The sequence below is a fragment of the Ciceribacter sp. L1K23 genome (genome assembly GCF_018122705.1).
Lineage (GTDB): Bacteria > Pseudomonadota > Alphaproteobacteria > Rhizobiales > Rhizobiaceae > Allorhizobium.
Map to the genome: position 1 here is coordinate 1,492,196 of NZ_JAGRRC010000001.1, position 22,923 is coordinate 1,515,118.

Annotated in this window: 20 protein-coding genes; 17 read left to right on the forward strand and 3 right to left on the reverse strand. The window is 61.6% G+C overall.

Features of this window, described 5'->3' with window-relative positions:
- Positions 1-7: 7 nt before the first annotated feature.
- The 3 genes from J5J10_RS06935 (at position 8) to J5J10_RS06945 (ending at position 2,984) form a co-directional block, all read left to right on the forward strand.
- Positions 8-1,036 (forward strand): zinc-binding dehydrogenase, encoded by a 1,029-nt coding sequence (locus J5J10_RS06935; RefSeq protein ID WP_208551192.1) that lies wholly within the window; start codon positions 8-10, stop codon positions 1,034-1,036.
- 4 nt (positions 1,037-1,040) lie between these two features.
- Complete coding sequence (locus tag J5J10_RS06940) at positions 1,041-1,970, forward strand: lipid A biosynthesis lauroyl acyltransferase (RefSeq protein WP_211929345.1); 930 nt, start codon at positions 1,041-1,043, stop codon at positions 1,968-1,970.
- 288 nt (positions 1,971-2,258) lie between these two features.
- Complete coding sequence (locus J5J10_RS06945; RefSeq protein WP_211929346.1) at positions 2,259-2,984, forward strand: PAS domain-containing protein; 726 nt, start codon at positions 2,259-2,261, stop codon at positions 2,982-2,984.
- Positions 2,985-3,031: 47 nt separating this feature from the next.
- On the opposite strand, the gene J5J10_RS06950 is transcribed toward J5J10_RS06945, so the two are convergent.
- Complete coding sequence (locus tag J5J10_RS06950) at positions 3,032-3,634, reverse strand: hemerythrin domain-containing protein (RefSeq protein WP_249116691.1); 603 nt, start codon at positions 3,632-3,634, stop codon at positions 3,032-3,034.
- Positions 3,635-3,834: 200 nt separating this feature from the next.
- On the opposite strand from J5J10_RS06950, the gene ccoN reads away from it, so the two are divergent.
- The 9 genes from ccoN (at position 3,835) to gndA (ending at position 13,519) form a co-directional block, all read left to right on the forward strand.
- Positions 3,835-5,463 carry a cytochrome-c oxidase, cbb3-type subunit I gene (gene ccoN, locus J5J10_RS06955; protein ID WP_211929347.1) on the forward strand — a complete coding sequence of 543 codons (1,629 nt, stop codon included), beginning with the start codon at positions 3,835-3,837 and terminating at the stop codon, positions 5,461-5,463.
- Between the two features lie 12 nt (positions 5,464-5,475).
- Positions 5,476-6,207 carry a cytochrome-c oxidase, cbb3-type subunit II gene (gene ccoO, locus J5J10_RS06960; protein ID WP_208551188.1) on the forward strand — a complete coding sequence of 244 codons (732 nt, stop codon included), beginning with the start codon at positions 5,476-5,478 and terminating at the stop codon, positions 6,205-6,207.
- A gap of 12 nt (positions 6,208-6,219) precedes the next feature.
- The gene (locus J5J10_RS06965; RefSeq protein ID WP_208551187.1) at positions 6,220-6,372 is read left to right on the forward strand and encodes a cbb3-type cytochrome c oxidase subunit 3; all 153 of its coding nucleotides are present in this window, start codon (positions 6,220-6,222) and stop codon (positions 6,370-6,372) included.
- A 3-nt stretch (positions 6,373-6,375) separates the two neighbouring features.
- Complete coding sequence (gene ccoP, locus J5J10_RS06970; RefSeq protein WP_211929348.1) at positions 6,376-7,239, forward strand: cytochrome-c oxidase, cbb3-type subunit III; 864 nt, start codon at positions 6,376-6,378, stop codon at positions 7,237-7,239.
- Between the two features lie 228 nt (positions 7,240-7,467).
- Complete coding sequence (gene ccoG, locus J5J10_RS06975; RefSeq protein WP_208551185.1) at positions 7,468-9,051, forward strand: cytochrome c oxidase accessory protein CcoG; 1,584 nt, start codon at positions 7,468-7,470, stop codon at positions 9,049-9,051.
- Complete coding sequence (locus J5J10_RS06980) at positions 9,048-9,545, forward strand: FixH family protein (RefSeq protein ID WP_211929349.1); 498 nt, start codon at positions 9,048-9,050, stop codon at positions 9,543-9,545. The genes ccoG and J5J10_RS06980 overlap by 4 nt, the downstream gene beginning before the upstream one ends.
- Positions 9,542-11,845, forward strand: a complete 2,304-nt coding sequence (locus tag J5J10_RS06985; protein ID WP_211929350.1) for a cation-translocating P-type ATPase — start codon at positions 9,542-9,544, stop codon at positions 11,843-11,845. The genes J5J10_RS06980 and J5J10_RS06985 overlap by 4 nt, the downstream gene beginning before the upstream one ends.
- Complete coding sequence (ccoS, locus tag J5J10_RS06990; protein WP_208551182.1) at positions 11,842-11,997, forward strand: cbb3-type cytochrome oxidase assembly protein CcoS; 156 nt, start codon at positions 11,842-11,844, stop codon at positions 11,995-11,997. Before J5J10_RS06985 ends, ccoS begins: the two co-directional genes overlap by 4 nt.
- A gap of 94 nt (positions 11,998-12,091) precedes the next feature.
- On the forward strand, positions 12,092-13,519 hold the full coding sequence (gene gndA / locus J5J10_RS06995; RefSeq protein WP_211929351.1) for an NADP-dependent phosphogluconate dehydrogenase: 1,428 nt from the start codon (positions 12,092-12,094) through the stop codon (positions 13,517-13,519).
- An 87-nt stretch (positions 13,520-13,606) separates the two neighbouring features.
- Here the strand turns inward: gndA and J5J10_RS07000 are convergent, their stop codons facing one another.
- Both J5J10_RS07000 and J5J10_RS07005 read right to left on the reverse strand, forming a co-directional pair.
- A complete protein-coding gene (locus J5J10_RS07000; RefSeq protein WP_349252044.1) occupies positions 13,607-14,398 on the reverse strand; it encodes an ion transporter in 792 nt (263 codons plus the stop codon).
- Positions 14,399-14,516: 118 nt separating this feature from the next.
- On the reverse strand, positions 14,517-15,557 hold the full coding sequence (locus tag J5J10_RS07005) for a LacI family transcriptional regulator (RefSeq protein WP_208551179.1): 1,041 nt from the start codon (positions 15,555-15,557) through the stop codon (positions 14,517-14,519).
- Between the two features lie 444 nt (positions 15,558-16,001).
- Here J5J10_RS07005 and J5J10_RS07010 point away from each other — a divergent pair, with 444 nt between their 5' ends.
- The 5 genes from J5J10_RS07010 (at position 16,002) to J5J10_RS07030 (ending at position 22,870) form a co-directional block, all read left to right on the forward strand.
- Positions 16,002-17,237 carry an ABC transporter substrate-binding protein gene (locus J5J10_RS07010; protein ID WP_208551178.1) on the forward strand — a complete coding sequence of 412 codons (1,236 nt, stop codon included), beginning with the start codon at positions 16,002-16,004 and terminating at the stop codon, positions 17,235-17,237.
- 141 nt (positions 17,238-17,378) lie between these two features.
- Positions 17,379-18,281 carry a sugar ABC transporter permease gene (locus J5J10_RS07015; RefSeq protein WP_211929353.1) on the forward strand — a complete coding sequence of 301 codons (903 nt, stop codon included), beginning with the start codon at positions 17,379-17,381 and terminating at the stop codon, positions 18,279-18,281.
- Positions 18,274-19,215: a carbohydrate ABC transporter permease gene (locus J5J10_RS07020; protein ID WP_208551176.1), complete on the forward strand. Its 942-nt coding sequence runs from the start codon at positions 18,274-18,276 to the stop codon at positions 19,213-19,215. The genes J5J10_RS07015 and J5J10_RS07020 overlap by 8 nt, the downstream gene beginning before the upstream one ends.
- 3 nt (positions 19,216-19,218) lie before the next feature.
- The gene (locus J5J10_RS07025) at positions 19,219-20,310 is read left to right on the forward strand and encodes an ABC transporter ATP-binding protein (RefSeq protein WP_211929354.1); all 1,092 of its coding nucleotides are present in this window, start codon (positions 19,219-19,221) and stop codon (positions 20,308-20,310) included.
- Positions 20,311-20,413: 103 nt separating this feature from the next.
- Complete coding sequence (locus J5J10_RS07030; protein WP_211929355.1) at positions 20,414-22,870, forward strand: glycoside hydrolase family 2 protein; 2,457 nt, start codon at positions 20,414-20,416, stop codon at positions 22,868-22,870.
- Positions 22,871-22,923: the final 53 nt, after the last annotated feature.

A 22,923-nucleotide genomic window follows, 5' to 3' on the forward strand; every position in this document is an offset into this window, starting at 1 on the left:
ATTTTCCATGCGCGCACTGCAGCTCGTCGAAGACCGCAAGCTCGAGATCACCGATATCGCCGAACCGCCGGCTCCCGGCCCCGGCGAGGTAACGCTTCGGGTCAAGGCGGTTGCGCTCAACCACATCGATGTCTGGGGCTGGCGCGGGATGGCGTTCGCCAAGCGCAAGATGCCGCTGGTCATCGGTGCCGAGGCTTCCGGCGTGGTGGATGCCATCGGTCCCGGCGTCGCCAATGTGCTTCCAGGTCAACTGGTTTCGGTCTACGGTGCCAGGGTCTGCGGCCTCTGCAAGCCCTGCCGCGAGGGGCGCGACAATCTGTGTGAAAACGTCGGCGGTGTGCACGGCTTCCATCTCGACGGCTTTGCGCAGGAAAAGATGAACATTCCGGCCCGCCAGCTCGTGCCGGCGCCGCCGGGCATCGACGCCGTCGCCGCGGCGCTCGCGCCAGTCACGTTCGGCACTGTCGAGCACATGCTGTTCGACAATGCCAGGCTCGAACCCGGCGAGACCATTCTGGTCCATGCAGGCGGCTCCGGCATCGGCACGGCCGCGATCCAGCTTGCCAAGCGCATCGGCTGCACGGTGATCACCACCGTCGGCTCCGACGACAAGATCGAAAAGGCGAAGGCGCTCGGCGCCGATCACGTCATCAACTATCGCACCGATCGTTTCGAGGGTGTGGTGCGCAAGATCACCAAGAAGAAGGGTGTCGACGTCGTGTTCGAGCACGTTGGCAAGGACACCTGGGCCGGCTCGATGCTCTGCCTGAAGCGGGGAGGGCGTCTGGTCACCTGCGGCTCCACGTCCGGCGTTTCGACCGACATGAATCTGATGATGCTGTTCCAGCAGCAGCTGAAACTGCTGGGCTCCTTCGGCTGCCGCATGGAAAACATGGCGAACGCCATGCAGAAGATGGCGCGCGGCATCGTGCATCCGGTGATCGACACCGAGGTCGGGCTTCACGATATCGACCGTGCGCTGGAACGCATGGAAGGCCGCCAGGTGTTCGGCAAGATCGTGCTCAGGATGGATTGATCCGTTGAGAGCACTGGTGACGCGATTCGTTGTGGCGATGCGCCGGTTCCCGCAATGGGCCGTGGCGCAGCTGACATTCGCGCTGCTCAATCTCCTGAAGATCCTGCCGGCCGACCCGGCAATCCGGTTTGCCGACCGGGCCATGCGCTGGATCGGTCCGAAGACCAGCCGTCACCGGCTAATGCAGGTCAACCTCGCCAACGCCTTCCCGGAAAAGAGCGAGGCCGAGCGCGAGGCCATCGCGCTTGCCGCCTGGGGCCACATGGGCCGGATGGCGGCGGAGTATATCTTTCTCGACCGTCTCTTCGATTTCGACCCGTTCAGCGAAAAGACGGGCAGGGTGGAGGTGTCGGGAATCCCGATCTTCCTCGACCTGCGCGACAATCCGCGTCCCTTCATCGTCTTCACCGCGCATTCGGGAAACTTCGAGATGCTGCCGGTCGCCGGTGCCGCCTTCGGACTCTATGTCACCGTGCTGTTCCGTCCGCCGAACAATCCCTACATCGCCCAGAAGGTCTTCGACTTCCGCGCCGGCAGAATGGGAAAGCTGGTGCCGTCGCACGCCGGGTCATCCTTTGCGCTCGCCCGCCAGCTCGAGGCGGGCGGCGGTGTCGGCGTGCTGGTCGATCAGAAATTCAACAAGGGCCGCGAGACAGTGTTCTTCGGCCAGAAGGTCAAGACCAACCCCTTGCTGGCAAAGCTCGCCCGGCAGTTCAACTGCGAAGTCTATCCAGCGAGATGCATCCGCCTCCCGGACAACAGGTTTCGTCTAGAGATCGAACCGGCCATGACGCTTCCGCGTGACGAGCGCGGTCAGCTCGATGTCGATGCGACGGCCCAGTTGTTGAACGACAAGGTGGAGAGCTGGGTGCGCGAATATCCGGAGCAATGGCTCTGGTATCACGATCGCTGGTCGATCAAGCGTAGCCTGTAATCGCTCAGGCAATCGGAGGCGCAACGTCAGACGCCTTCAAGGCAATGTAACCGGTTGTTATTCGCTAATATTTCAAGTCAAACCCGGAGCATTGCGCGCTGGCCATTTCACTTGCATTTTATACATTCCGGTATCTTCATTTTAGTACATTCTTCCGTTCTGCAAATACCCTAAACCTAGTCTGTTGAACATGAAGGGGCGTCATGTTACCCACTTTGCAATGGGGCGTAGTCCGCGTTGCCGCGATGCGCCGGGGAGAGAAACAGGTCGAGCACCAGATCGGTCACGATGGCACAGAACGTCAAAGATCATAGCCTGCTGCCGCTCTTCGAGGCGTTTTCGCTGAAGTGTCATCAGCTCCAGCATGCGATTCGGGTTGGGGACGAGAGGCTCGTGCGCATGCTCGACCGCGAACTCGAACCATTGATCGGCGCGATCATCGACCACCGAGCCCAATGCTCCCACGAGGTGCACCAGCAGCTCCGCTTCATCAACAGCCTCATCCGCGAGGATGCAGACGACAGGTCCTGCGTGCTTAGGCACTCCGCGATGCTGGCGGTGCTGCTCGAGCGCTACTTTGGCTCGGAAGGCGTCGCCGCGTCCTGCCTGACGTCGCACGGGATGGAAAACCGGTCCGGCCTTGGCGACGACGTCTTTCTCAACGAGACGGTTCTCAACAGCCTGCCAGACCTCGTCTCGGTCATTACCGTGGATTATCGATACCTGTTCTGCAACCCGGCGCATGCGCGCTATTTTGGTCGTACGCCGTTCGATACGATCGGCCGGCATGTTGGTGACCTGTTCGGGCAGGACTGGTTTCAATCGACCGGCAAGAACCATTTCGATCGTTGCCTGGGCGGCGAGACTGTTGAAATCCCGTCCTGGTCTAATGGTACGGACGGGGGCGGGCTCGAGTGCCGGCTCAGTCCTCTGGCCGGGTCCGCAAGCAAAACGCTCGGCGTCATTGTGATGGCGCGGCCGCTTCGCGACGGGAATACCGTTCTCGCGGCCTGACGTTCGAAGCGATAAGCAGGGCTCTGGGAGAAAACGACCTTGAGCCGTCAGGCCGTCTGCAGAGCATCCTCAGGAAGGTGCTGCAGAAGGTGCTCGGTCTCGAAGGCTATGTGGCGCCGCACGCCCTCAAAGAAGCCGCGCAGCATATAGCCGACAGCCTCCATGTTGACCGCCTCGCCGGCCCCGAGATGCAGGAGCGCGTCGGTCAGTTCTTCGGCGAAGCACTCGTCCTCGCAATGTTCGAACCGCAGGCGGTCTAGCGTGCGTGAAAGATCCAGGTCTCCGTATTCCCGATCGCTGAGCCAGGGAAAGAGCGTTGTCTCCTCGAAATGATGGACACCGCGAATCAAAGGGCCGAGCGCCTTGGCGGCATAAATGCACTTCTGGCGGTTGATATTTGCCGGCAGCGAATCGGCTATCTCCTCCAGTTCGCGGCAGAGGGCGAGCTGTTCCTGATGAGCGCGGCGCAGCCAGCCCAGGTTCTTGCTCTCGCCGGATACGCCCGGTTTCTGGACCTGTATGACGCCAATGCCGGCACTTAACGGCGTTTCCGACTGCATCTTGCTCTCTCCGTCGATGTCACGTCCGCGCGTCGCGACCGGATGCGCGAGGCGGGTGGCCCGCCTTATGCGTCCTTGAAGGGGCATCATTGCGCCGCCTGTCAGAAGCGGCGCGGACGTCCGGCCAAAGTAAATTGTTTTTCCCTCAATCGAGGCAGGCTCGCCTTGATCTGGATCAAGGTGGCTTGTTGCCGGGAATGGCAATTCTCACCGTGATGCAGGATGTCGCTTCGGGTCCGTCGAAGGGGTACCTGCGCACGAAACGCACAATGTGTTGGGGGATACCAACAATGAATTATACCTTTGAAACATTGGTGATGGCGGTTCTTGCCTTCGCCGCGCTGCTCGGAGTGGCGTTTGCCGCCGACAGCCTCTTTGCTGCCCATATGTGGGTTGCGTTCTTTACGCTAGCCGCCGGCACCATTGTGATGCTGCGTCGCATGACCTTCGCGCCGGCGAATGACACATCCTCCGCACAGGCCAAGTCGGAATATTTCGACGAGGTCGTGAAATACGGCGTCATCGCCACCGTTTTCTGGGGCGTCGTCGGCTTTCTCGTCGGCGTCGTGGTCGCGCTGCAGCTGGCCTATCCCGACCTCAACATCGAGCCCTGGTTCAATTTCGGTCGCATGCGGCCTCTCCACACCTCGGCCGTGATCTTCGCCTTTGGCGGTAATGCCCTGATCGCGACGTCCTTCTACGTCGTCCAGCGCACCTCGCGGCAGCGTCTGTTCGGCGGCAGCCTCGGCTGGTTCGTGTTCTGGGGCTACCAGTTCTTCATCATCATGGCCGCGACCGGCTACCTGCTCGGCATCACCCAGGGCCGCGAATACGCGGAGCCGGAATGGTATGTCGACCTGTGGCTCACCGTCGTCTGGGTCGCCTACCTGATCACCTTCCTCGGCACGATCATGACCCGGCGGGAATCGCACATCTATGTGGCGAACTGGTTCTACCTGTCGTTCATCGTCACGATCGCGATGCTGCACATCGTCAACAATCTGGCGATGCCGGTCTCCTTCGTCGGCGTGAAGAGCTATTCGCTGTTCTCCGGCGTCCAGGATGCGCTGACGCAGTGGTGGTACGGCCATAACGCCGTGGGCTTCTTCCTGACCGCCGGCTTCCTCGGGATGATGTACTACTTCGTGCCCAAGCAGGCCGGTCGTCCGGTCTATTCCTACCGCCTGTCGATCATCCACTTCTGGGCGCTGATCTTCATGTACATCTGGGCCGGACCGCACCACCTGCACTATACGGCTCTGCCGGACTGGGCGCAGACCCTCGGGATGGTCTTCTCGATCATGCTCTGGATGCCTTCCTGGGGCGGCATGATCAACGGTCTGATGACGCTGTCGGGCGCATGGGACAAGATCCGCACCGACCCGATCATCCGCATGATGGTCATTGCAATTGCCTTCTACGGCATGTCGACCTTCGAAGGTCCGATGATGTCCATCAAGGCCGTCAACTCGCTCAGCCACTACACAGACTGGACCATCGGTCACGTCCACTCCGGCGCTCTCGGTTGGGTCGGCATGATCTCGTTCGGCGCGATCTACTACCTGACGCCGAAGCTGTGGCACCGTAACCGGCTCTACTCGCTGCGTCTGGTCAACTGGCACTTCTGGCTCGCTACCCTCGGGATCGTCGTCTACGCCGCCGTTCTGTGGGTCGCCGGTATCCAGCAGGGCCTGATGTGGCGCGAATACGACGATCAGGGCTTCCTGGTCTACTCGTTCGCCGAGTCGGTCGCCGCGATGTACCCCTACTATGTCCTGCGCGCCCTCGGTGGTGGCCTGTACCTCGTCGGTGGTGTGATCATGGCCTACAACGTGCTCATGACCATCCTTGGATACGAGCGGCAGGAAGCACCGATCCCGGGCTCCATCGTGCCCGCGGCCGTGCAGCCCGCTGAATAAGGAGAAGGCTCAATGTCCATTCTTGATAAACACGCAATTCTCGAGAAGAATTCGAGCCTTCTGCTCCTCGGTTCGCTGCTGGTCGTGACCATTGGCGGCATCGTGGAAATCGCTCCGCTGTTCTATCTCGAGAACACGATCGAAAAGGTCGAGGGCATGCGGCCGTACACGCCGCTCGAACTGGCCGGACGCAACATCTACATCCGCGAAGGCTGCTATGTCTGTCACAGCCAGATGATCCGTCCGTTCCGCGACGAAGTCGAGCGTTACGGCCATTACAGCCTGGCGGCGGAGTCGATGTACGACCATCCGTTCCAGTGGGGTTCGAAGCGGACGGGGCCTGACCTCGCCCGCGTCGGCGACCGCTACTCGAACGCCTGGCATGTCCAGCACCTGACCGAGCCACGCGACGTCGTGCCGGAGTCGATCATGCCGAGCTATTCGTTCCTGTTGCAGACGCCGCTCAAGGTCGCGAACGTTACGGCCAACCTCAAGGCCAACAGCCTTGTCGGCGTGCCCTACAGCGACGAGATGCTCGAAAACGCGGAAGCTGATCTCAAGGCCCAGGCCGATCCGAACGCCGACACGGAGGGGCTTCTTGCCCGCTACCCGAAGGCAAAGATCGGGGACTTCGACGGCAATCCCGCGCAACTGACCGAAATGGACGCGTTGGTCTCCTACCTGCAGATGCTCGGCACTCTCGTCGACTTCTCCACGTATGACGACGCGACCGGATACCGTTGAGAGGTGTGAACCATGGAAACCTATACGGCCATGCGCCACTTCGCAGACAGCTGGGGGCTTCTTGCCATGGCGCTGTTCTTCGTCGGGGTCGTCCTGTTCACGTTCCGGCCGGGCGGAAAGAAGTCCGCCAACGAGGCCGCCAGCATCCCTCTCAAGGAGGATTGAGAAATGGCAGAAAAACATATTGACGAGATCAGTGGCGTCGAAACCACTGGCCACGAGTGGGATGGCATTCGCGAGCTCAACAATCCGATGCCCCGCTGGTGGGTCTGGACCTTCTATGCCACGATCGTCTGGGCCATCGGCTATACGATCATGTATCCGGCGTGGCCGCTCCTGACGGAAAACACCAAGGGTCTGCTCGGTTATTCGAGCCGTGCCCAGGTCGCGGCCGAACTCAGCGAGGCCAAGGCAGGGCAGGCGGTCTACCTCGACAAGATCGCGGCGCTGCCGATCACGGAGATCATCGCCGATCCGGAACTGACGCAGTTCGCTACCGCTGGCGGTGCTGCTGCGTTCAAGGTCAACTGCTCGCCATGCCACGGTTCGGGTGCGGCCGGCGGTGCCGGTTATCCCAACCTCAACGACGACGACTGGCTGTGGGGCGGCGATCTGGAAGCGATCCAGACGACCTTGCTGCACGGCATCCGTTACGACGGCGATCCGGACACTCGGGTCTCCGAAATGCCGGCTTACGCCGACATTCTGGAGCCGGAGCAGATCAAGCAGGTGGCCGCTTATGTCATCAGCCTGACTGGTACGCCGACGGATGCCTCGATGGTTGCTCCGGGCCAGCAGATCTTCATGGACAACTGCGCGGCCTGCCACGGCGAGGATGCCAGGGGCAATCGCGATCTCGGCGCGCCGAATCTGTCCGATGCGATCTGGCTGAAGGTCCAGGGTGAGGCCGGGATCGCGTCCCAGGTCGCACAGCCCAAACACGGCGTGATGCCGGCCTGGGGCGCACGCCTTGGCGAAGCCACGGTCAAGCAGCTTGCGATCTATGTCCACTCGCTGGGCGGCGGCGAATGAGTTGAAAACCAATGCGGCGGAATGGCGACATTCCGCCGCATTTCCTTTGGTGTACCACCGGAACCCCCGAAATTTGCTAGGAAATCGGCTTGCTTGGGGTGTTTCGAAATCTCCTGCCATATATTGAAAATCGCATCTGTTGTGACACTTGGCCGCTACTTGATATAAGTCAAGGAGGATGGCCGTCCGACATGGGATGACAAACCTCGAAAGACGAGGTTGCCGTAGATGAACGTCCAGTTAGACAAAGATGCCGCCAACAGCGGCGAAATCGAGCGCATCGAAGCTGAACCGGTGATGTCGGCCAAGGTCCGACAACCGCTTTACGAAGCGCGTAAAAAGATATTTCCCAAAAGGGCGGAGGGTCGGTTTCGCCAGTTCAAATGGCTGGTGATGCTCATCACGCTCGGCATCTATTACCTCACGCCGTGGCTGCGCTGGGACCGGGGGCCTTTCGCGCCCGATCAGGCGGTGCTGATCGACCTCGCAAACAGGCGTTTCTATTTCTTCTTTATCGAAATCTGGCCGCAGGAATTCTTCTTCGTTGCGGGGCTGCTTGTGATGGCCGGTTTCGGCCTGTTCCTGATCACCTCGGCCGTCGGACGCGCCTGGTGCGGTTATACCTGTCCGCAGACGGTCTGGGTCGACCTGTTCCTTGTCGTCGAGCGTTTCATCGAGGGGGACCGCAATGCCCGGATGAAACTCGATGCCGGCCCCTGGACCGTCGAAAAGGTCCGTAAGCGCGTCGCCAAGCACGCGACCTGGATCGTCATCGCGGTCGCGACGGGCGGTGCCTGGATTTTCTATTTCGCCGACGCGCCGACTCTGCTCGTCAATGTCGTGACCGGACAGGCACCAGCCGTCGCCTACATCACCGTGGCGATCCTTACCGCCACGACCTATGTGTTCGGCGGCATCATGCGTGAGCAGGTCTGCGTCTACATGTGCCCCTGGCCGCGCATCCAGGCCGCGATGCTGGACGAAAACTCGCTCGTTGTGACCTACAACGACTGGCGTGGCGAACCGCGCTCGCGGCACGCCAAGAAGGCGGCGGCAGCCGGCGAGGTGGTCGGCGACTGCGTCGACTGCAATGCCTGCGTCGCGGTCTGTCCCATGGGGATCGATATCAGAGACGGCCAGCAGCTCGAATGCATCACTTGCGCGCTGTGCATCGACGCCTGTGACGGTGTCATGGACAAGATCGGCAAGCCGCGCGGACTGATTGCCTACGCGACGCTTGACGAGTACCAGTCGAACATGGCGCTCGCGACCGGCAACGGCGCGACGGCGATCGATCCCCGCAAGGTGCGCAAGGCTGACGGCTCGTTCAGCGACAGCATCCGGCACTTCAACTGGAAGGTCATCTTCCGTCCGCGCACGCTGCTTTACATGGGCGTTTGGTGCGCCGTCGGTCTCGGTCTGCTGATCGCGCTTTTGTCGCGCGACAGACTGGAGGTCAACGTGCTTCACGACCGCAATCCGCAATACGTCCTGGAATCCGACGGCTCGATCCGCAACGGCTATACTGTCCGCATCTTGAACATGATCCCTGAGCCGCGCACAATCAGCGTCGCCCTTGAAGGTCTGCCTGGCGCCTCGATGAAGGCCAACGGCGTCGAGAGCGGTGACCCGCGCCGCATGGTCATCGAGGCAAAGCCGGACGAAGCCAATACGCTGAAGGTGTTCGTCACGCTGCCCGGGGATCAGGTCGCGTGGACGTCGGAAGAGTTCGAATTCATCGTGGAAGACGTCGAGGGTCACGAGGCCGCGAGCTACAAGGCCGTCTTCAATGGACCGGGAGTCAAGAAATGAGGTTACAGCAAAACAAGACGGGCTTCGTCTTCACCGGCTGGCACATGGCGACGATCATGGTCGCCTTCTTTGGGGTGATCATCTTTGTGAACATGCTGATGGCCTATTTCGCGACATCCACCTGGAGCGGTCTGGTGGTCCCGAACACCTATGTGGCGAGCCAGCAGTTCAACGGTAAGGCCGCGGCGATCCGGGACATGCTGGCGACCGGCATCAAGGGAAAGCTCACAGTCACGGGTGGAGACATCCGCTACAATCTCAGCATTGCGGATGACGGTCCCGTTGTCGCTGACACGGTGACTGCGCATTTCAAGCGTCCCGTCGGCGAGCATCAGGATTTTGTCGTCGCTCTGCAACCGGCCGGGAACGGCGACTATGTCGCAAGCCATCCCGTTCTTCCCGGGCATTGGATCGTCGAGATGATCGCGATGCGTGACGGCGAGATCATCATGCATGAAGCCAACCGCATTGCGGTGATCGAGGCAAAAAAATGAGCTGCTGTGCCGCCGGAACCGAAGGCGCTCTCGAGATCGAACGCTCGTCCCACGCTCTGCCGACGTCGGAAGAGTTGAAGCTTGCCAGCCGGGACGTTGGCGAGGGCCTTCGCCAGATCGATCTCAGCGTTCCGGCCGTGCACTGCGGCGCCTGCATCACGGCAATCGAAGGCGCTTTGAAGCGCCTGCCCGAAGTCGAGCGCGCGCGCGTCAACCTGTCGACCCGCCGCGTATCGGTCGTCTGGCGCGAAGAGGTTGGCGAGGCCGTCACCGACCCGCAGGTCATCGCCCGGGCGATCGCGTCCACCGGCTATGAGACGCACCTTTTCGCGGCGGGTGAGGAGGCCGCCGACCAGTTGCGCAACCAGCTGGTCCGTGCGGTTGCCGTTTCGGGCTTCGCGGCGATGAACATCATGCTGCTGTCGGTGTCGATCTGGTCCGGCGCCGACGCGTCGACACGTGACATGTTCCACTGGATTTCCGCGATGATCGCGGCACCGGCGCTCATCTACGCCGGGCGGTTTTTCTACATCTCCGCCTGGAAGGCGATCCGCAACGGTCGCACCAATATGGACGTGCCGATCGCCATCGGGATCTCGCTATCCTATTTTATCTCGCTGTGGGAAACGATCAACCACGGCGAGCACGCCTGGTTCGACGCCACGGCCTCGTTGCTGTTCTTCCTGCTGATCGGCCGCACCCTTGACCACATCATGCGTGACCGTGCCCGATCGGCGATCAGCGGACTGGCGCGGCTCAGCCCGCGCGGAGCCATGGTTGTGACACCCGACGGCAGCCGTGACTACCGTCCGGTCGACGAAATCCGTGTCGGCGACCGGATCGCCGTTGCCGCCGGCGAACGCATTCCGGTCGACGGAACGATCGTCAGCGGCGCGAGCGACATGGACGTCTCCATCGTCAACGGCGAGAGCGCGCCGATGCAGGCGGCGCCCGGCGACGTCGTACAGGCGGGAACCCTGAGCCTTACCGGATCGCTTGTCGTCGAGGCGACGGCGACGGCGAAGAATTCGTTCCTTGCGGAAGTCATCCATCTGATGGAGGCGGCCGAAGGGGGCAGGGCGCGCTACCGCCGCATCGCCGACCGTGCCGCGCAACTTTATTCGCCGGTGGTGCATCTGACCGCATTCCTCACCTTTCTCGGCTGGGGCTTCCACGACGGTGACTGGAAACATGCGCTGCTTGTCGCCGTCGCGGTTCTCATCATCACATGCCCCTGCGCGCTCGGCCTTGCCGTTCCGGTGGTACAGGTGGTCGCTGCCGGCCGTCTCTACCGGGCCGGTATCATGGTCAAGGATGGATCGGCCATGGAGCGTCTGGCCGAGATCGATTCCGTTGCCTTTGACAAAACAGGCACCCTGACGCTGGGCCGCCCCCGGCTGGTCGATGCCACAGGGATATCGCCGTCAACCCTCGCGATTGCTGCCGGCCTGGCCGGGCATTCCCGTCATCCGTTGTCGCAGGCGTTGTCGGCTGCCGCGCTGGTTGCACCCCGCCTGTTCGATACCGTGCGCGAAATCCCCGGCGCCGGGATCGAGGCCGACACGGAGGAGGGCGTCTATCGGCTCGGAAGCCGGCGCTTCGCCTGCGGTAATCAGGCAGAGGCCAAGGACCAGCACGCGTATTCCGAGGTCGTGCTGTCGCTCGATGGCCGGGAACTGCAGGCCTTCCGCTTCGAGGACACATTGCGGCCCGGCGTTGAGCAGGCGATCGCATTCATGCGGCGCCAGGGTTTCTCGGTCGGCATTCTCTCCGGTGACCGTGCAGGCGTTGTGCGATCGATCGCAGCTCGGCTCGGAATCGAAAACTGGAAAGCGGAGCTTGCCCCGCGCGACAAGGCAGCCTTCTGCGCCGAGATGGAGGCGAGCGGGCACCGTCTGCTGATGGTCGGCGACGGCATCAACGACGCTCCGGCGCTCGCCGCAGCACATGTTTCGATGGCGCCGGCCACGGCGGCTGATGTCGGGCGGCAGGCGGCGGATTTCGTGTTCGTGCGGCCGAACCTCGACACTGTGGCCTTTGCGATCGAGGTGTCGAAGCGGTCTGGCCGTCTCATCCGGGAAAACTTCGCGTTGTCCGTCGGCTACAACATTCTCGCCGTGCCGATCGCGATCCTCGGTTATGCCACTCCGCTGATCGCCGCGGTCGCCATGTCGACGTCCTCGATCATCGTCGTCGTCAATGCGCTGAGGCTCAACCGCCTCGGCACGGCCGAAGCGAAGGCGGCAGACGAGATGCGGACACAGGGTATGATCGCGCCACGGACGGGACTAGCCTCATGAATATGCTGATCTACCTCATCCCGATCGCGCTTTTTCTCGGAGGCTTAGGTCTTTTCGCCTTTCTCTGGTCGCTGAAGAGCGGGCAGTACGACGACCTGGAGGGGGCTGCCTGGCGGGTGCTCGATGACGGGGACGATCGTCCGCAAGGCTGACATGCCTTTTCGGAACAGCTTCAGCCTTGCCCGCAGGAACGAGGAGTGCCACAAGACGGTCCATTGATATTGATCATATGAATCGGAGCATGGCATGCAGCAAGCGGAAATCGGGTTGATCGGGCTCGGCGTGATGGGCGCCAATCTGTCGCTGAACATCGCCGAAAAGGGCAACCGGATCGCGGTGTTCAATCGCACCTTTGCCCGGACCCAGGAATTCATGGCCGAGGCCGGCGATCTCGCCGACCGCATCGTTCCCTGCGAGACGATCGAGCAGTTCGTGGCGTCCATTCGCCCGCCGCGGCCGATCATCATCATGATCAAGGCCGGCGAACCGGTCGACCAGCAGATGGAACTGCTGAAGCCCTATCTCGAAAAGGGCGACATCATGATCGACGCAGGTAACGCAAACTTCCGCGACACCGTGCGCCGGTTCGACTGGCTGAAAGACACCGGACTCACCTTCATCGGCATGGGCGTCTCGGGTGGCGAAGAGGGGGCGCGCCATGGTCCTTCGATCATGGTCGGCGGCACGGAGGAGAGCTGGAAGCGCGTCGAGCCGGTCCTGACCTCGATCTCCGCCAAGTTCAACAACGATCCGTGCGTGGCCTGGCTCGGCCCGGATGGCGCAGGCCATTTCGTCAAGACGATCCACAACGGCATCGAATATGCCGACATGCAGATGATCGCCGAGATCTACGGCATCCTGCGCGACGGTCTCGGCCGTTCGGCGACCGAGATCGGCACGATGTTCGGCAGCTGGAACAAAGGCCGCCTCAATTCCTACCTGATCGAAATCACCGAAAAGGTGCTGATGGCCGCGGATCCCGAAAGCGGCAAACCGATGGTCGACATGATCCTCGACAAGGCCGGCCAGAAGGGCACGGGCAAGTGGTCGGTCATCGAGGCCCAGCAGATGGGCATTCCGGCGACCGCCATCGAGGCGGCTGTCGCGGCTCGTTCGCTCTCGTCGATGAAAGCGGAACGCGAGGTCGCCGAGAAGATGTTCGGCAAGGAGACCGCCCGTTTCGAACTTGCCGGCGGCAATGTCGAAGCCGACCTGGAACTGGCGCTGTTCGCTGCCAAGATCGCGGCTTACGCGCAGGGCTTCGCCGTGATGTCAGGCGCAAGCGAGGAATTCTCCTGGAACCTGCCGATGCCGACGATCGCGAAGATCTGGCGCGCGGGCTGCATCATCCGCTCGCAGTTCCTCGACGAGATCACCCGTGCCTTCACCGCAAACCCGGATGCGGCGAACCTGATCGTCACGCCGGCCTTCTCTGTGATGGTCAAGGAAAGCCTGCCATCGCTCCGCCGGGTCGTCGCTGCCGCCGTGACCGCAGGTCTGCCCGTTCCTGCATTGGCGTCGGCGCTCACTTATTTCGATGCCTATCGCCAGGCGCGCGGCAGCGCCAACCTGATCCAGGCGCAGCGCGACTTCTTCGGCGCTCACGGCTTCGACCGCATCGACGGCAAGGATTTCCATCACGGCCCGTGGGGCAGCGGTGCCGCGACGTTCTGATCTGCGGATGAATAACGGACAAGCCCGGCATTGACGGGCTTTTTTCGTTTCAACGTTCTGGTTGGTGAGGCAAGCAGAAGCTGCCCGCTAAGGTGTCAGCTTCTGCCGCAGTTCTCCGATTTCTGCCCGCAACGCGCGCAGTTCGGCCAAGACGGCGGTATTGTCGCTATGCAGCGATTGCAGTTCCGCGTCGGTGTGCGCCTCCGCTTCCTTCTGCATCGCCGAGACGATGACACCGATGAAGAGGTTCAGCACCGAATAGGTACTGAGGAGGATGAAGGGTACGAAGAACATCCATGCGCTGGGATAGGCTTCCATCACCGGACGGACGATGCCCATCGACCAGCTTTCGAGCGTCATGACCTGGAACAGCGTGTAGAGTGACGCGCCCAGGCTGCCGAACCAGTCGGGGAACTGGTCACCGTAGAGTTTCGTCGCCATCACGGCAGAGACATAGAACAGAAGTGCCAGCAGCACCACGATCGATCCCATGCCGGGCAGGGCGGAGATAAGCCCGCCAACAACGCGCCGGAGCGACGGGATGATCGAAATCAGACGCAGGAGCCTCAGAATGCGCAGCGCGCGCAGGACCTGGAAGGGTCCGGTCGCCGGTACAAGTGCCATCACGACGATGAACACATCGAATACGCTCCACGGGTCGCGGAACAGCTGGAAGCGGAAGGCGATGAACCGGGCCACGATTTCGACGACGAAGATCGCCAGGATCAGCCGGTCTATGCCGTTGATCAGAGGACCGAAGGAGGCCATCAGGTCCTTGTCCGTCGCCATGCCGAGCGTGACGGAATTAATCAGGATGACCGCGATGATGAAGTTTTCCCAGCGCTGGGATTTCAGGATGTCGATGAGACGTTGACGCACGTTTTGCCCCTGGTTTTTTGCCGAGACAAGGTCACAAGCTTTGGGGTTCGTCAAGGGTAGGCTGCACCCGGATCGCGGGTCATTTTTGCACCAAAGAACCGGGGCGGAAATAGCAGAACTAACGCGTCTCGTCCGGCCAGGCCGGCTGGCTGATGCTCTGCAGCAGATCGGGTGAAATGCCGTCGATGCGGGCGATGACGGCCTTGGCGAGTTCGCGTCCGGCAAGGCGGACATCCTCCAGCGCCGTGATGATCTCCGGGCGAATCCAGTTGAGGATCGGCAGACCCTGCTTCGAGACGAGATCGACATCGTGCCCAAGCTTCAGTCCGGCCGTCTCGATCGCGGCGTTGGCGGCGATCGCGGCACTGCTCGATGAGCAGACGATGCCGTCAGGCCGTTCCGGCGAGCGCATCAGCGCCTCCATCGCGCCGTTGAGGTCGGCGAGCGGCGTATCGATGTCCACGGAGACCGGCACTTCGCTGGCGTCGCAACCCTTCAGCGCCCGATCGAAGCCGGCACGGGTGTGGGCGCAATAGGTGAGTGACTTCGGCGGAGAGAGCAGGGCGATCCGGCGGCGACCGCGCTTCACGAGTTTCTCGACGGCGGTGTAGCCGAAGGCCTCGTTGTCGAAGTCGTGATAGGGATGAACCACGCCGCCGCTCGTGCGGCCGTGGGTCGCGAATGGCATGTTGCGCTCTTCCAGCAGCCTGACCCTCGGGTCATCCGGCTCGATGCGCGAGATGATGACGCCGTCGGCCGATCCGGTGTCGAGGATGTAGCGCACCGGCAGCATCGGATCCTTGCTGTGCGAGTGGGGCGTGACGACGACGTGATAGGGCGTACCGCTCAGCACTTCGGAAATGCCGAAGATCATCTGGCTGGAAAAGCCCATGATCTCCTCGTCGATCGACAGCACCAGGGCGATCACGTTGGTCTTGCCGGTCCTCAGTCGCACGCCCGCGCGGTTCGGTTGGTAGCCGAGCTGCCGCGCCACCATCCGCACGCGTTCCTTGGTTTCCGCTCCGATATCTGGCGCGTCTTTGAGCGCACGCGACACCGTCGTTATGCCCAGGCCCGTCATGAAGGCTATCGTCTTCAGTGTCGGTCTTTCGCGCATGGCCGCGAGTCTCGCGCGGTCCCCCTCGTATGCCTCAGCCATTCCCGCCCCGTGTGTCTGTATTGTTCTTATACGACCTAAATCACGTTCGTCCAATGCCACGCGGTCACGGCCGCACAGCGCTGAAAGCGATAAATCTGTAACGATACAGTAGAAATGTCGAGAAAAATTTGCGCCCGTCGGTTGTTATGATAACCGCTGATTGAAGCACGAGATATTGATGTTCGGTTGTGCGGATGCGAAGGCGAGTACTATTCGGCAGAGGGAGACTTCAAGGCTTTGAATGCGTAAAACCCATCGAGAAAACGCCTTTTTCGCTTATTGCGTCGCAAAAATATGCGCTGCGCATGTATTTGGTTACAGGTATTGGGATGCAATCATTGCGGGATTTGCCGGCGAATGAATTTTTTCTTCTGTGGAGCGGTTGCGTCCCTAAATCGTTTCGAATAAGTTTTTACGGCAACGTTTCAGTGAGGGAGGAGACTCATGAATTTTCGTAGCTTTGCAGCCGCATTGGCGGCAACCGTCGTCATGCCGTTCGGTCTGGCGCAGGCAACCGATCTCGAAGTAACCCATTGGTGGACGTCCGGCGGCGAAGCGGCTGCGGTCGCTGAACTCGCCAAGGCTTTTGACGCCACCGGCAACAAGTGGATCGACGGCGCCATTGCCGGTGCCGGCAGCACCGCCCGGCCGATCATGATCAGCCGCATCACCGGTGGCGACCCGATGGGCGCGACCCAGTTCAACCACGGTCGTCAGGCGCAGGAGCTTGTCGAGGCAGGCCTGATGCGCGACCTCACGGCTGTCGCCGAAGCCGGCAAGTGGAAGGACATCATCAAGCCGTCGTCGCTGCTCGACAGCTGCACCATCGATGGCAAGATTTATTGCGCGCCGATCAATATCCATTCGTGGCAGTGGCTCTGGCTGTCGAACGCAGCCTTCGAGAAGGCGGGCGTCCCGGTTCCGAAGGACTGGAACGAGTTCGTCGCCGCTGCGCCGAAGCTTCGTGAAGCCGGTTTGCAGCCGCTCGCCCTCGGCGGCCAGGCCTGGCAGTCCGGTGGTCTTTTCGACGTGCTGGTGCTGAACCTCGGCGGTAAGGACCTGTTCGAAAACGTGTTCGTCAAGAAGGATGCCGACGCCGCGGCTGGTCCGGAAATGGCGAAGGTTTTCCAGGCCGCTGCCCAGGCCCGCGAAATGGCCGCCGGCAGCAATGTGCAGGACTGGAACCAGGCGACCAATCTGGTGATCACTGGCAAGGCCGGTGGTCAGGTCATGGGCGACTGGGCCCAGGGCGAGTTCCAGGTTGCCGGACAGGTCGCCGGTAAGGACTACACCTGCCTTCCAGGTCTTGGTCTCAGCCCCTACATCACCACCGGCGGTGACGCGTTCTACTTCCCGGTTCTTCAGGACGAGGAGAAGTCGAAGGCCCAGGACGTGCTCGCGCAGACGATGCTCGATCCGGCCACCCAGGTCGCCTTCAACCTCAAGAAGGGCTCTCTTCCGGTTCGTGGCGACGTCGACCTGTCGGCCGCCAACGACTGCATGAAGAAGGGGCTGGAGATCGTTGCCGCCGGCAATGCGCTCACCAGTACCGACCAGGCGCTCTCGGCCGACAGCCAGAAGCAGAAGGAAGACCTTTTGACCGAGTTCTTCGCCAGCAACTCGATGACGCCCGAGGCGGCACAGGAACGCTTCGCCGACATCATCGGCTCCGCCGACTGATCGAGAACGATTGCATCCGGCCGGAACCCGCGCGGGCTCCGGCCGGATCGGCATGTCTCTGGCCCGCACCATTCGGCGGCGACGGCTTTGACGCCACGCGTCCCCGTGTTCCGGCGATAAAGCGCTCGAGGAGGAAACGAGATGACAGGTCACCCGCCTGCCAAACGCCCCAACCAGCTTTTCCGCAATCTGAATTCCAAGATTGCCTCCATTCCGATGATCCTGATTGCCGTCGGCATCTTCTTCGGGGGCTCGATCTGGACGATCGTCTATTCGTTCACGAATTCGAAGTTGCTCCCGCGCGCGAACTTCGTCGGCTTCGACCAGTACGAGCGGCTGTGGAACACATCGCGCTGGATCATCTCGATCCAGAATCTCGCCATCTACGGCATCCTCTCGCTGATCTTCAGCCTGGTGATCGGATTCCTGCTTGCGGCGCTGATGGACCAGAAGATCCGGTTCGAGAACGTCTTCCGCACCATTTTCCTCTATCCGTTCGCACTCTCCTTCATCGTCACGGGCCTGGTCTGGCAATGGATCCTGAACCCGGAATTCGGCGTCGAGGGCATTGTGCGGTCGCTCGGATGGGAGAGTTTCCGGTTCGATCCGCTCTACAATCCCGACATCGTCATTTATGGCATCCTGATTGCCGGATTGTGGCAGGGGACTGGCCTTGTGATGTGCCTGATGCTTGCCGGCCTGCGTGGCATCGACGAGGACATCTGGAAAGCGGCCCGCGTCGACGGCATTCCGATGTGGCGCACCTATCTGTTCATCGTCATCCCGATGATGCGCCCGGTGTTCATCACCACGCTCGTGATCATCGCCAGCGGTATCGTCAAGGTCTACGACCTCGTGGTGGCGCAAACCAGCGGCGGTCCGGGCAATGCGTCCGAAGTGCCGGCCAAATACGTCTACGATTACATGTTCCAGGCCCAGAATCTCGGCCAGGGCTTCGCCGCTTCGACCATGATGCTGATCACAGTCGCGATCATCATCATTCCGTGGGCCTATCTCGAGTTCGGAGGGAAGAAGCGTGGCTAACGTATCCTCACTCAACACCACCGCCGCGGGTGTCGATGCCGTCGCGCCCGATGTCTCCGGCCCGCGCGGGCGCCGTCCGCGCCGGACGCTGTCGCGCCGCAACATCATCCTCTATGGCACACTGTTCGTCGCGGCCCTCTACTACCTGCTGCCGCTCTACGTCATGGTGGTGACGTCGCTGAAAGGCATGCCCGAGATCCGCATGGGCAACATCTTCTCGCCGCCGATGGAGATCACCTTCGAGCCCTGGGTCAAGGCCTGGGCGGAGGCGTGCACGGGCCTCAACTGCGACGGCCTTTCGCGCGGGTTCTGGAACTCGGTCCGGATCCTCGTTCCGTCGGTCGTCGTGTCGATCTTCGTCGCCTCGGTCAGCGGATACTCGCTTGCCAACTGGCGGTTCAAGGGATCGGAGCTGTTCTTCTCGATCCTGATCATCGGCGCCTTCATTCCCTATCAGGTGATGATCTATCCGGTTGTCATCGCGCTGCGCGAACTCGGCATCTATGGAACGCTGACCGGTCTCGTGATCGTTCACACGATCTTCGGCATGCCGATCCTGACGCTTTTGTTCCGCAACTACTTCTCGTCGCTGCCGGTCGAGCTGTTCAAGGCGGCGCGCATCGACGGCGCCGGATTCTGGCAGATCTATCTCAAGATCATGCTGCCGATGTCGCTGCCGATCTTCGTCGTCGCGATGATCATCCAGATCACCGGCATCTGGAACGACTTCCTGTTCGGCGTGGTCTTTACCCGCCCGGACACCTATCCGATGACCGTGCAGCTCAACAATATCGTCAACTCCGTCCAGGGTGTGAAGGAGTACAATGTCAACATGGCCGCGACGCTTCTGACGGGCGCCGTTCCCCTCATCGTCTATTTCGTTTCAGGCCGGCTTTTCGTCCGCGGTATCGCCGCAGGCGCAGTGAAGGGGTAATCCATGACCAACAGCGTATCCATCCGCGATCTCTCGCTTTCGTTCGGCGCGGTCAAAGTGTTGAAGAACCTCGATCTCGAGGTTCGCGACGGCGAGTTCCTGGTGCTGCTCGGCTCGTCCGGCTGCGGCAAGTCCACGCTGCTCAACTGCATCGCCGGCCTGTTGGAGCCGACCGAAGGGCAGATATTCATCAAGGGTCGCAACGTCACCTGGGAAGAGCCCAAGGATCGCGGCATCGGTATGGTGTTCCAGTCCTACGCGCTCTATCCGCAGATGACGGTCGAGAAGAACCTGTCGTTCGGCTTGAGGGTCGCGAAGGTGCCTTCCGACAAGATCAAGGAGAAGGTCGCCCGTGCGTCCGAAATCCTCCAGATCGAGCCGCTTTTGAACCGCAAGCCGTCGGAGCTTTCCGGCGGCCAGAGGCAGCGCGTCGCGATCGGCCGCGCCCTGGTGCGTGACGTCGATGTCTTCCTGTTCGACGAACCGCTGTCGAACCTCGACGCCAAGCTCCGCTCGGAGCTGCGCGTCGAGATCAAGCGCCTGCACCATTCGCTGAAGAACACGATGATCTACGTGACGCACGACCAGATCGAGGCGCTGACGCTCGCGGATCGCATCGCCATCATGAAGGGCGGCGTCATCCAGCAGCTCGATGATCCGATGACCATCTACAATCGTCCGATCAACAAGTTCGTCGCCGGCTTCATCGGCTCCCCGTCGATGAATTTCATCAACGGAAAGCTGGAGGAGCGCAACGGCGCCGTCGTCTTCGTCACGCAGGGGACTGCCTTTTCGCTCGACGGTTATCAGGCGCAGGAGCCACTTCAGGCTGGTCGCGAGGTCGTGCTCGGCGTTCGTCCGGAGCACATCCGGATCAATGAAGACATTCCAGCCGGCGGAGAAACCCATGACGCCGTGGTCGACATCGAGGAGCCGATGGGTGCGGACAACCTGTTGTGGCTCAAGCACGCGGGTCACGTACTGGCTGTCCGCATCGGCGGCACGCGGCGCTTCTCGCCGGGCGACGCCTTGCGTCTCGGCTTTGACATGTCTGTTGCCTCGCTGTTCGATGCGGTGACGGAGGAGCGCATCTGACGGATAAACCGCTCCTCGGCCTCGTTCCGCCCCAATGCGGAGCGAGGATGAACGAAGAGCGCGGCTCATTGAAAGGGCCGACCCGCAGATACGAGAGACCAAAATGATGCACACCGCTTCCCAGACGATCGACCTCAAAGGTTCGTGGCAGGCTTCCACGAGCGGTGGCGAACATGCGGTGTCGATGCCGATCCCCGGCGACGTGCACTCGGCGCTCGCAGATGCGGGCGTCATCCCGGAACCGTATTTCGGTCGCAACGAAGAGGCCGTGCAATGGGTCGCCGAGCGTGACTGGGTCATCGAGCGCCGCTTCACGGTCGATCATGTCGAGGGCGACTGGTATCTCGATCTCGACTATCTCGATACGGTCGCGGTGGTATTCATCAACGACGTCCCCGTGCTGACGGCGGATAACTGCTTCCGACGCTACCGGCCACCTGTCTCGCATGCCTTGCAGCAGGGCGAAAACCGCATCCGGATCGTGATCCACTCGGCGATATCAGCCGGTGCCGAGCGGCAGGCGCGTCAACCGTTCTACATTCCTTATCACAAAGGGAATTCGCCGATCCCGAACGGCAACATGCTGCGCAAGCCGCAATGCCATTTCGGCTGGGACTGGAACATCGCGCTGTCGCCGCTTGGCCTCTACGGCAGGGTCGCGATCCGCAAGCTCGAGCCTGCGCGCATCGAGCACGTCACGACGCGGCAGGTGCATGCTGTCGACGGCTCGGTGGAACTGCACGTTACAGCCACCGTCTTCGCCCAGGATCCGACCGTCGTGCCTGTGCATTTCGATCTCGATGGCGAGCGCGTCCGTCTCGATTGCGGGATAGAGCGCGGCGAAACGCAGGTCAACCACGTCTTCGTCATCGAAAACCCGCGTCTGTGGTGGCCGGCCGGCAGCGGCGAGCAGGCGGTCTACACGCTCACGGTGGATGTGCCCGGCGATAGCGTCAGCCGCACGATCGGCCTCCGCACGGTCGAACTGCTCACCGATCCCGACGAGGCGGGCAGCCGCTTCGCCTTCCGGATCAACGGGCGCGAAATCTTCTGCCGCGGCGCCAACTGGATACCGGCCGACGCGCTGTTTTCCCGCACCTCACCCGACAAGACCGAAGACCTTCTGCGGTCGGCCATCCAGGCCAACATGAACATGATCCGCGTCTGGGGCGGCGGGTTCTACGAGCACGATTGGTTCTACGATCTCTGCGACCGGCTCGGGCTGATGGTCTGGCAGGACTTCATGTTCGCCTGCAATCTCTATCCATGCAGCGACGAGTTTCTCGACAACGTCGCGGCCGAGGTCGACTACCAGGTCAAGCGGCTCGCTTCGCATCCGTCGATCGTGCTGTGGTGTGGCGACAACGAACTGGTCGGCGCGCTCACCTGGTTCCCGGAATCGGTCGACAACCGTGACCGCTATCTCGTCGCCTACGACCGGTTGAACAGGGTTATCGAGCAGGGCGTGAAGAAGGCCGAGCCAGAGGGGATATGGTGGCCATCGAGCCCGGCGTCCGGCTATCTCGACTATGGAGACGCCTGGCATGCCGACGGGTCCGGCGACATGCATTACTGGTCGGTCTGGCACGAGAACAAGTCGTTCGACAATTATCGGAGCGTCAAGCCGCGCTTCTGCTCTGAATTCGGCTTCCAGTCCTACACGTCGCTGCCCGTCATCGAAGGTTTCGCGGACCGCAAGGACATGAACATCGCTTCCCCGGTGATGGAGCTGCACCAGAAGAATGTCGGCGGCAACGAGCGGATCGCCGGGACGATGTTCCGGTATTTCCGCTTTCCGAAGGATTTCGCCAATTTCGTCTATCTGAGTCAGATTCAGCAGGGGCTGGCGATCAAGACCGCCGTCGACTACTGGCGGTCGCTGAAACCGCACTGCATGGGCACGCTCTACTGGCAGCTCAACGACACCTGGCCGGTCGCCTCGTGGTCGAGCCTCGACCATGGCGGCGGCTGGAAGGCGATGCATTACATGGCGCGGCGTTTCTTCCAGCCGGTGAACGTGATGCCGGTTCCGGCCGAAGGGGGCGGGACGATCGAGCTCCGGATGGTCAACGATACGGCCGAACCGGTGACGCTCGATGCCAATATCTTCGCGCTGACGATGACGGGCGAGCAAGTGCCGCTGAAGACAGCGAGCGGAGAGTGCGGAGCGGACAGGGCAGGGCTTCTGGCGACCGTCGATCTCGTCGACATCCCGCCAGGCGCGATCCTCGCCTGGAGCTTCATCGCGTCGAATGGCTTGAGCGGCGAAGGGCACTACGTCGCCGAAGGCTACAAGGCGCTGGAACTTCAGCCATCCGGTCTTGATCTCAACGTTACCACCATTGGCGACGGAGCCTACGAATTGGAGGTCTCGGCGACCGGTCTTGCCCTTTACATCATGGTTGAGAGCGATATGGCCGGACGGTACTCCGACAACGCTTTCGACCTTCCAGCCGGCGGGAGCCGCCGGATCGTCTTCACGCCATCTTCACCGCCTGCCGCCGGTACGGTACCGGCCTTCAGGCTCTACGATCTTCATTCCTGCCAGTCGGCGGGATGACCACGTTTCCGGACGCGGAGCACGAGGCCCCGTCCGGCATCCAGGAGGAAAGA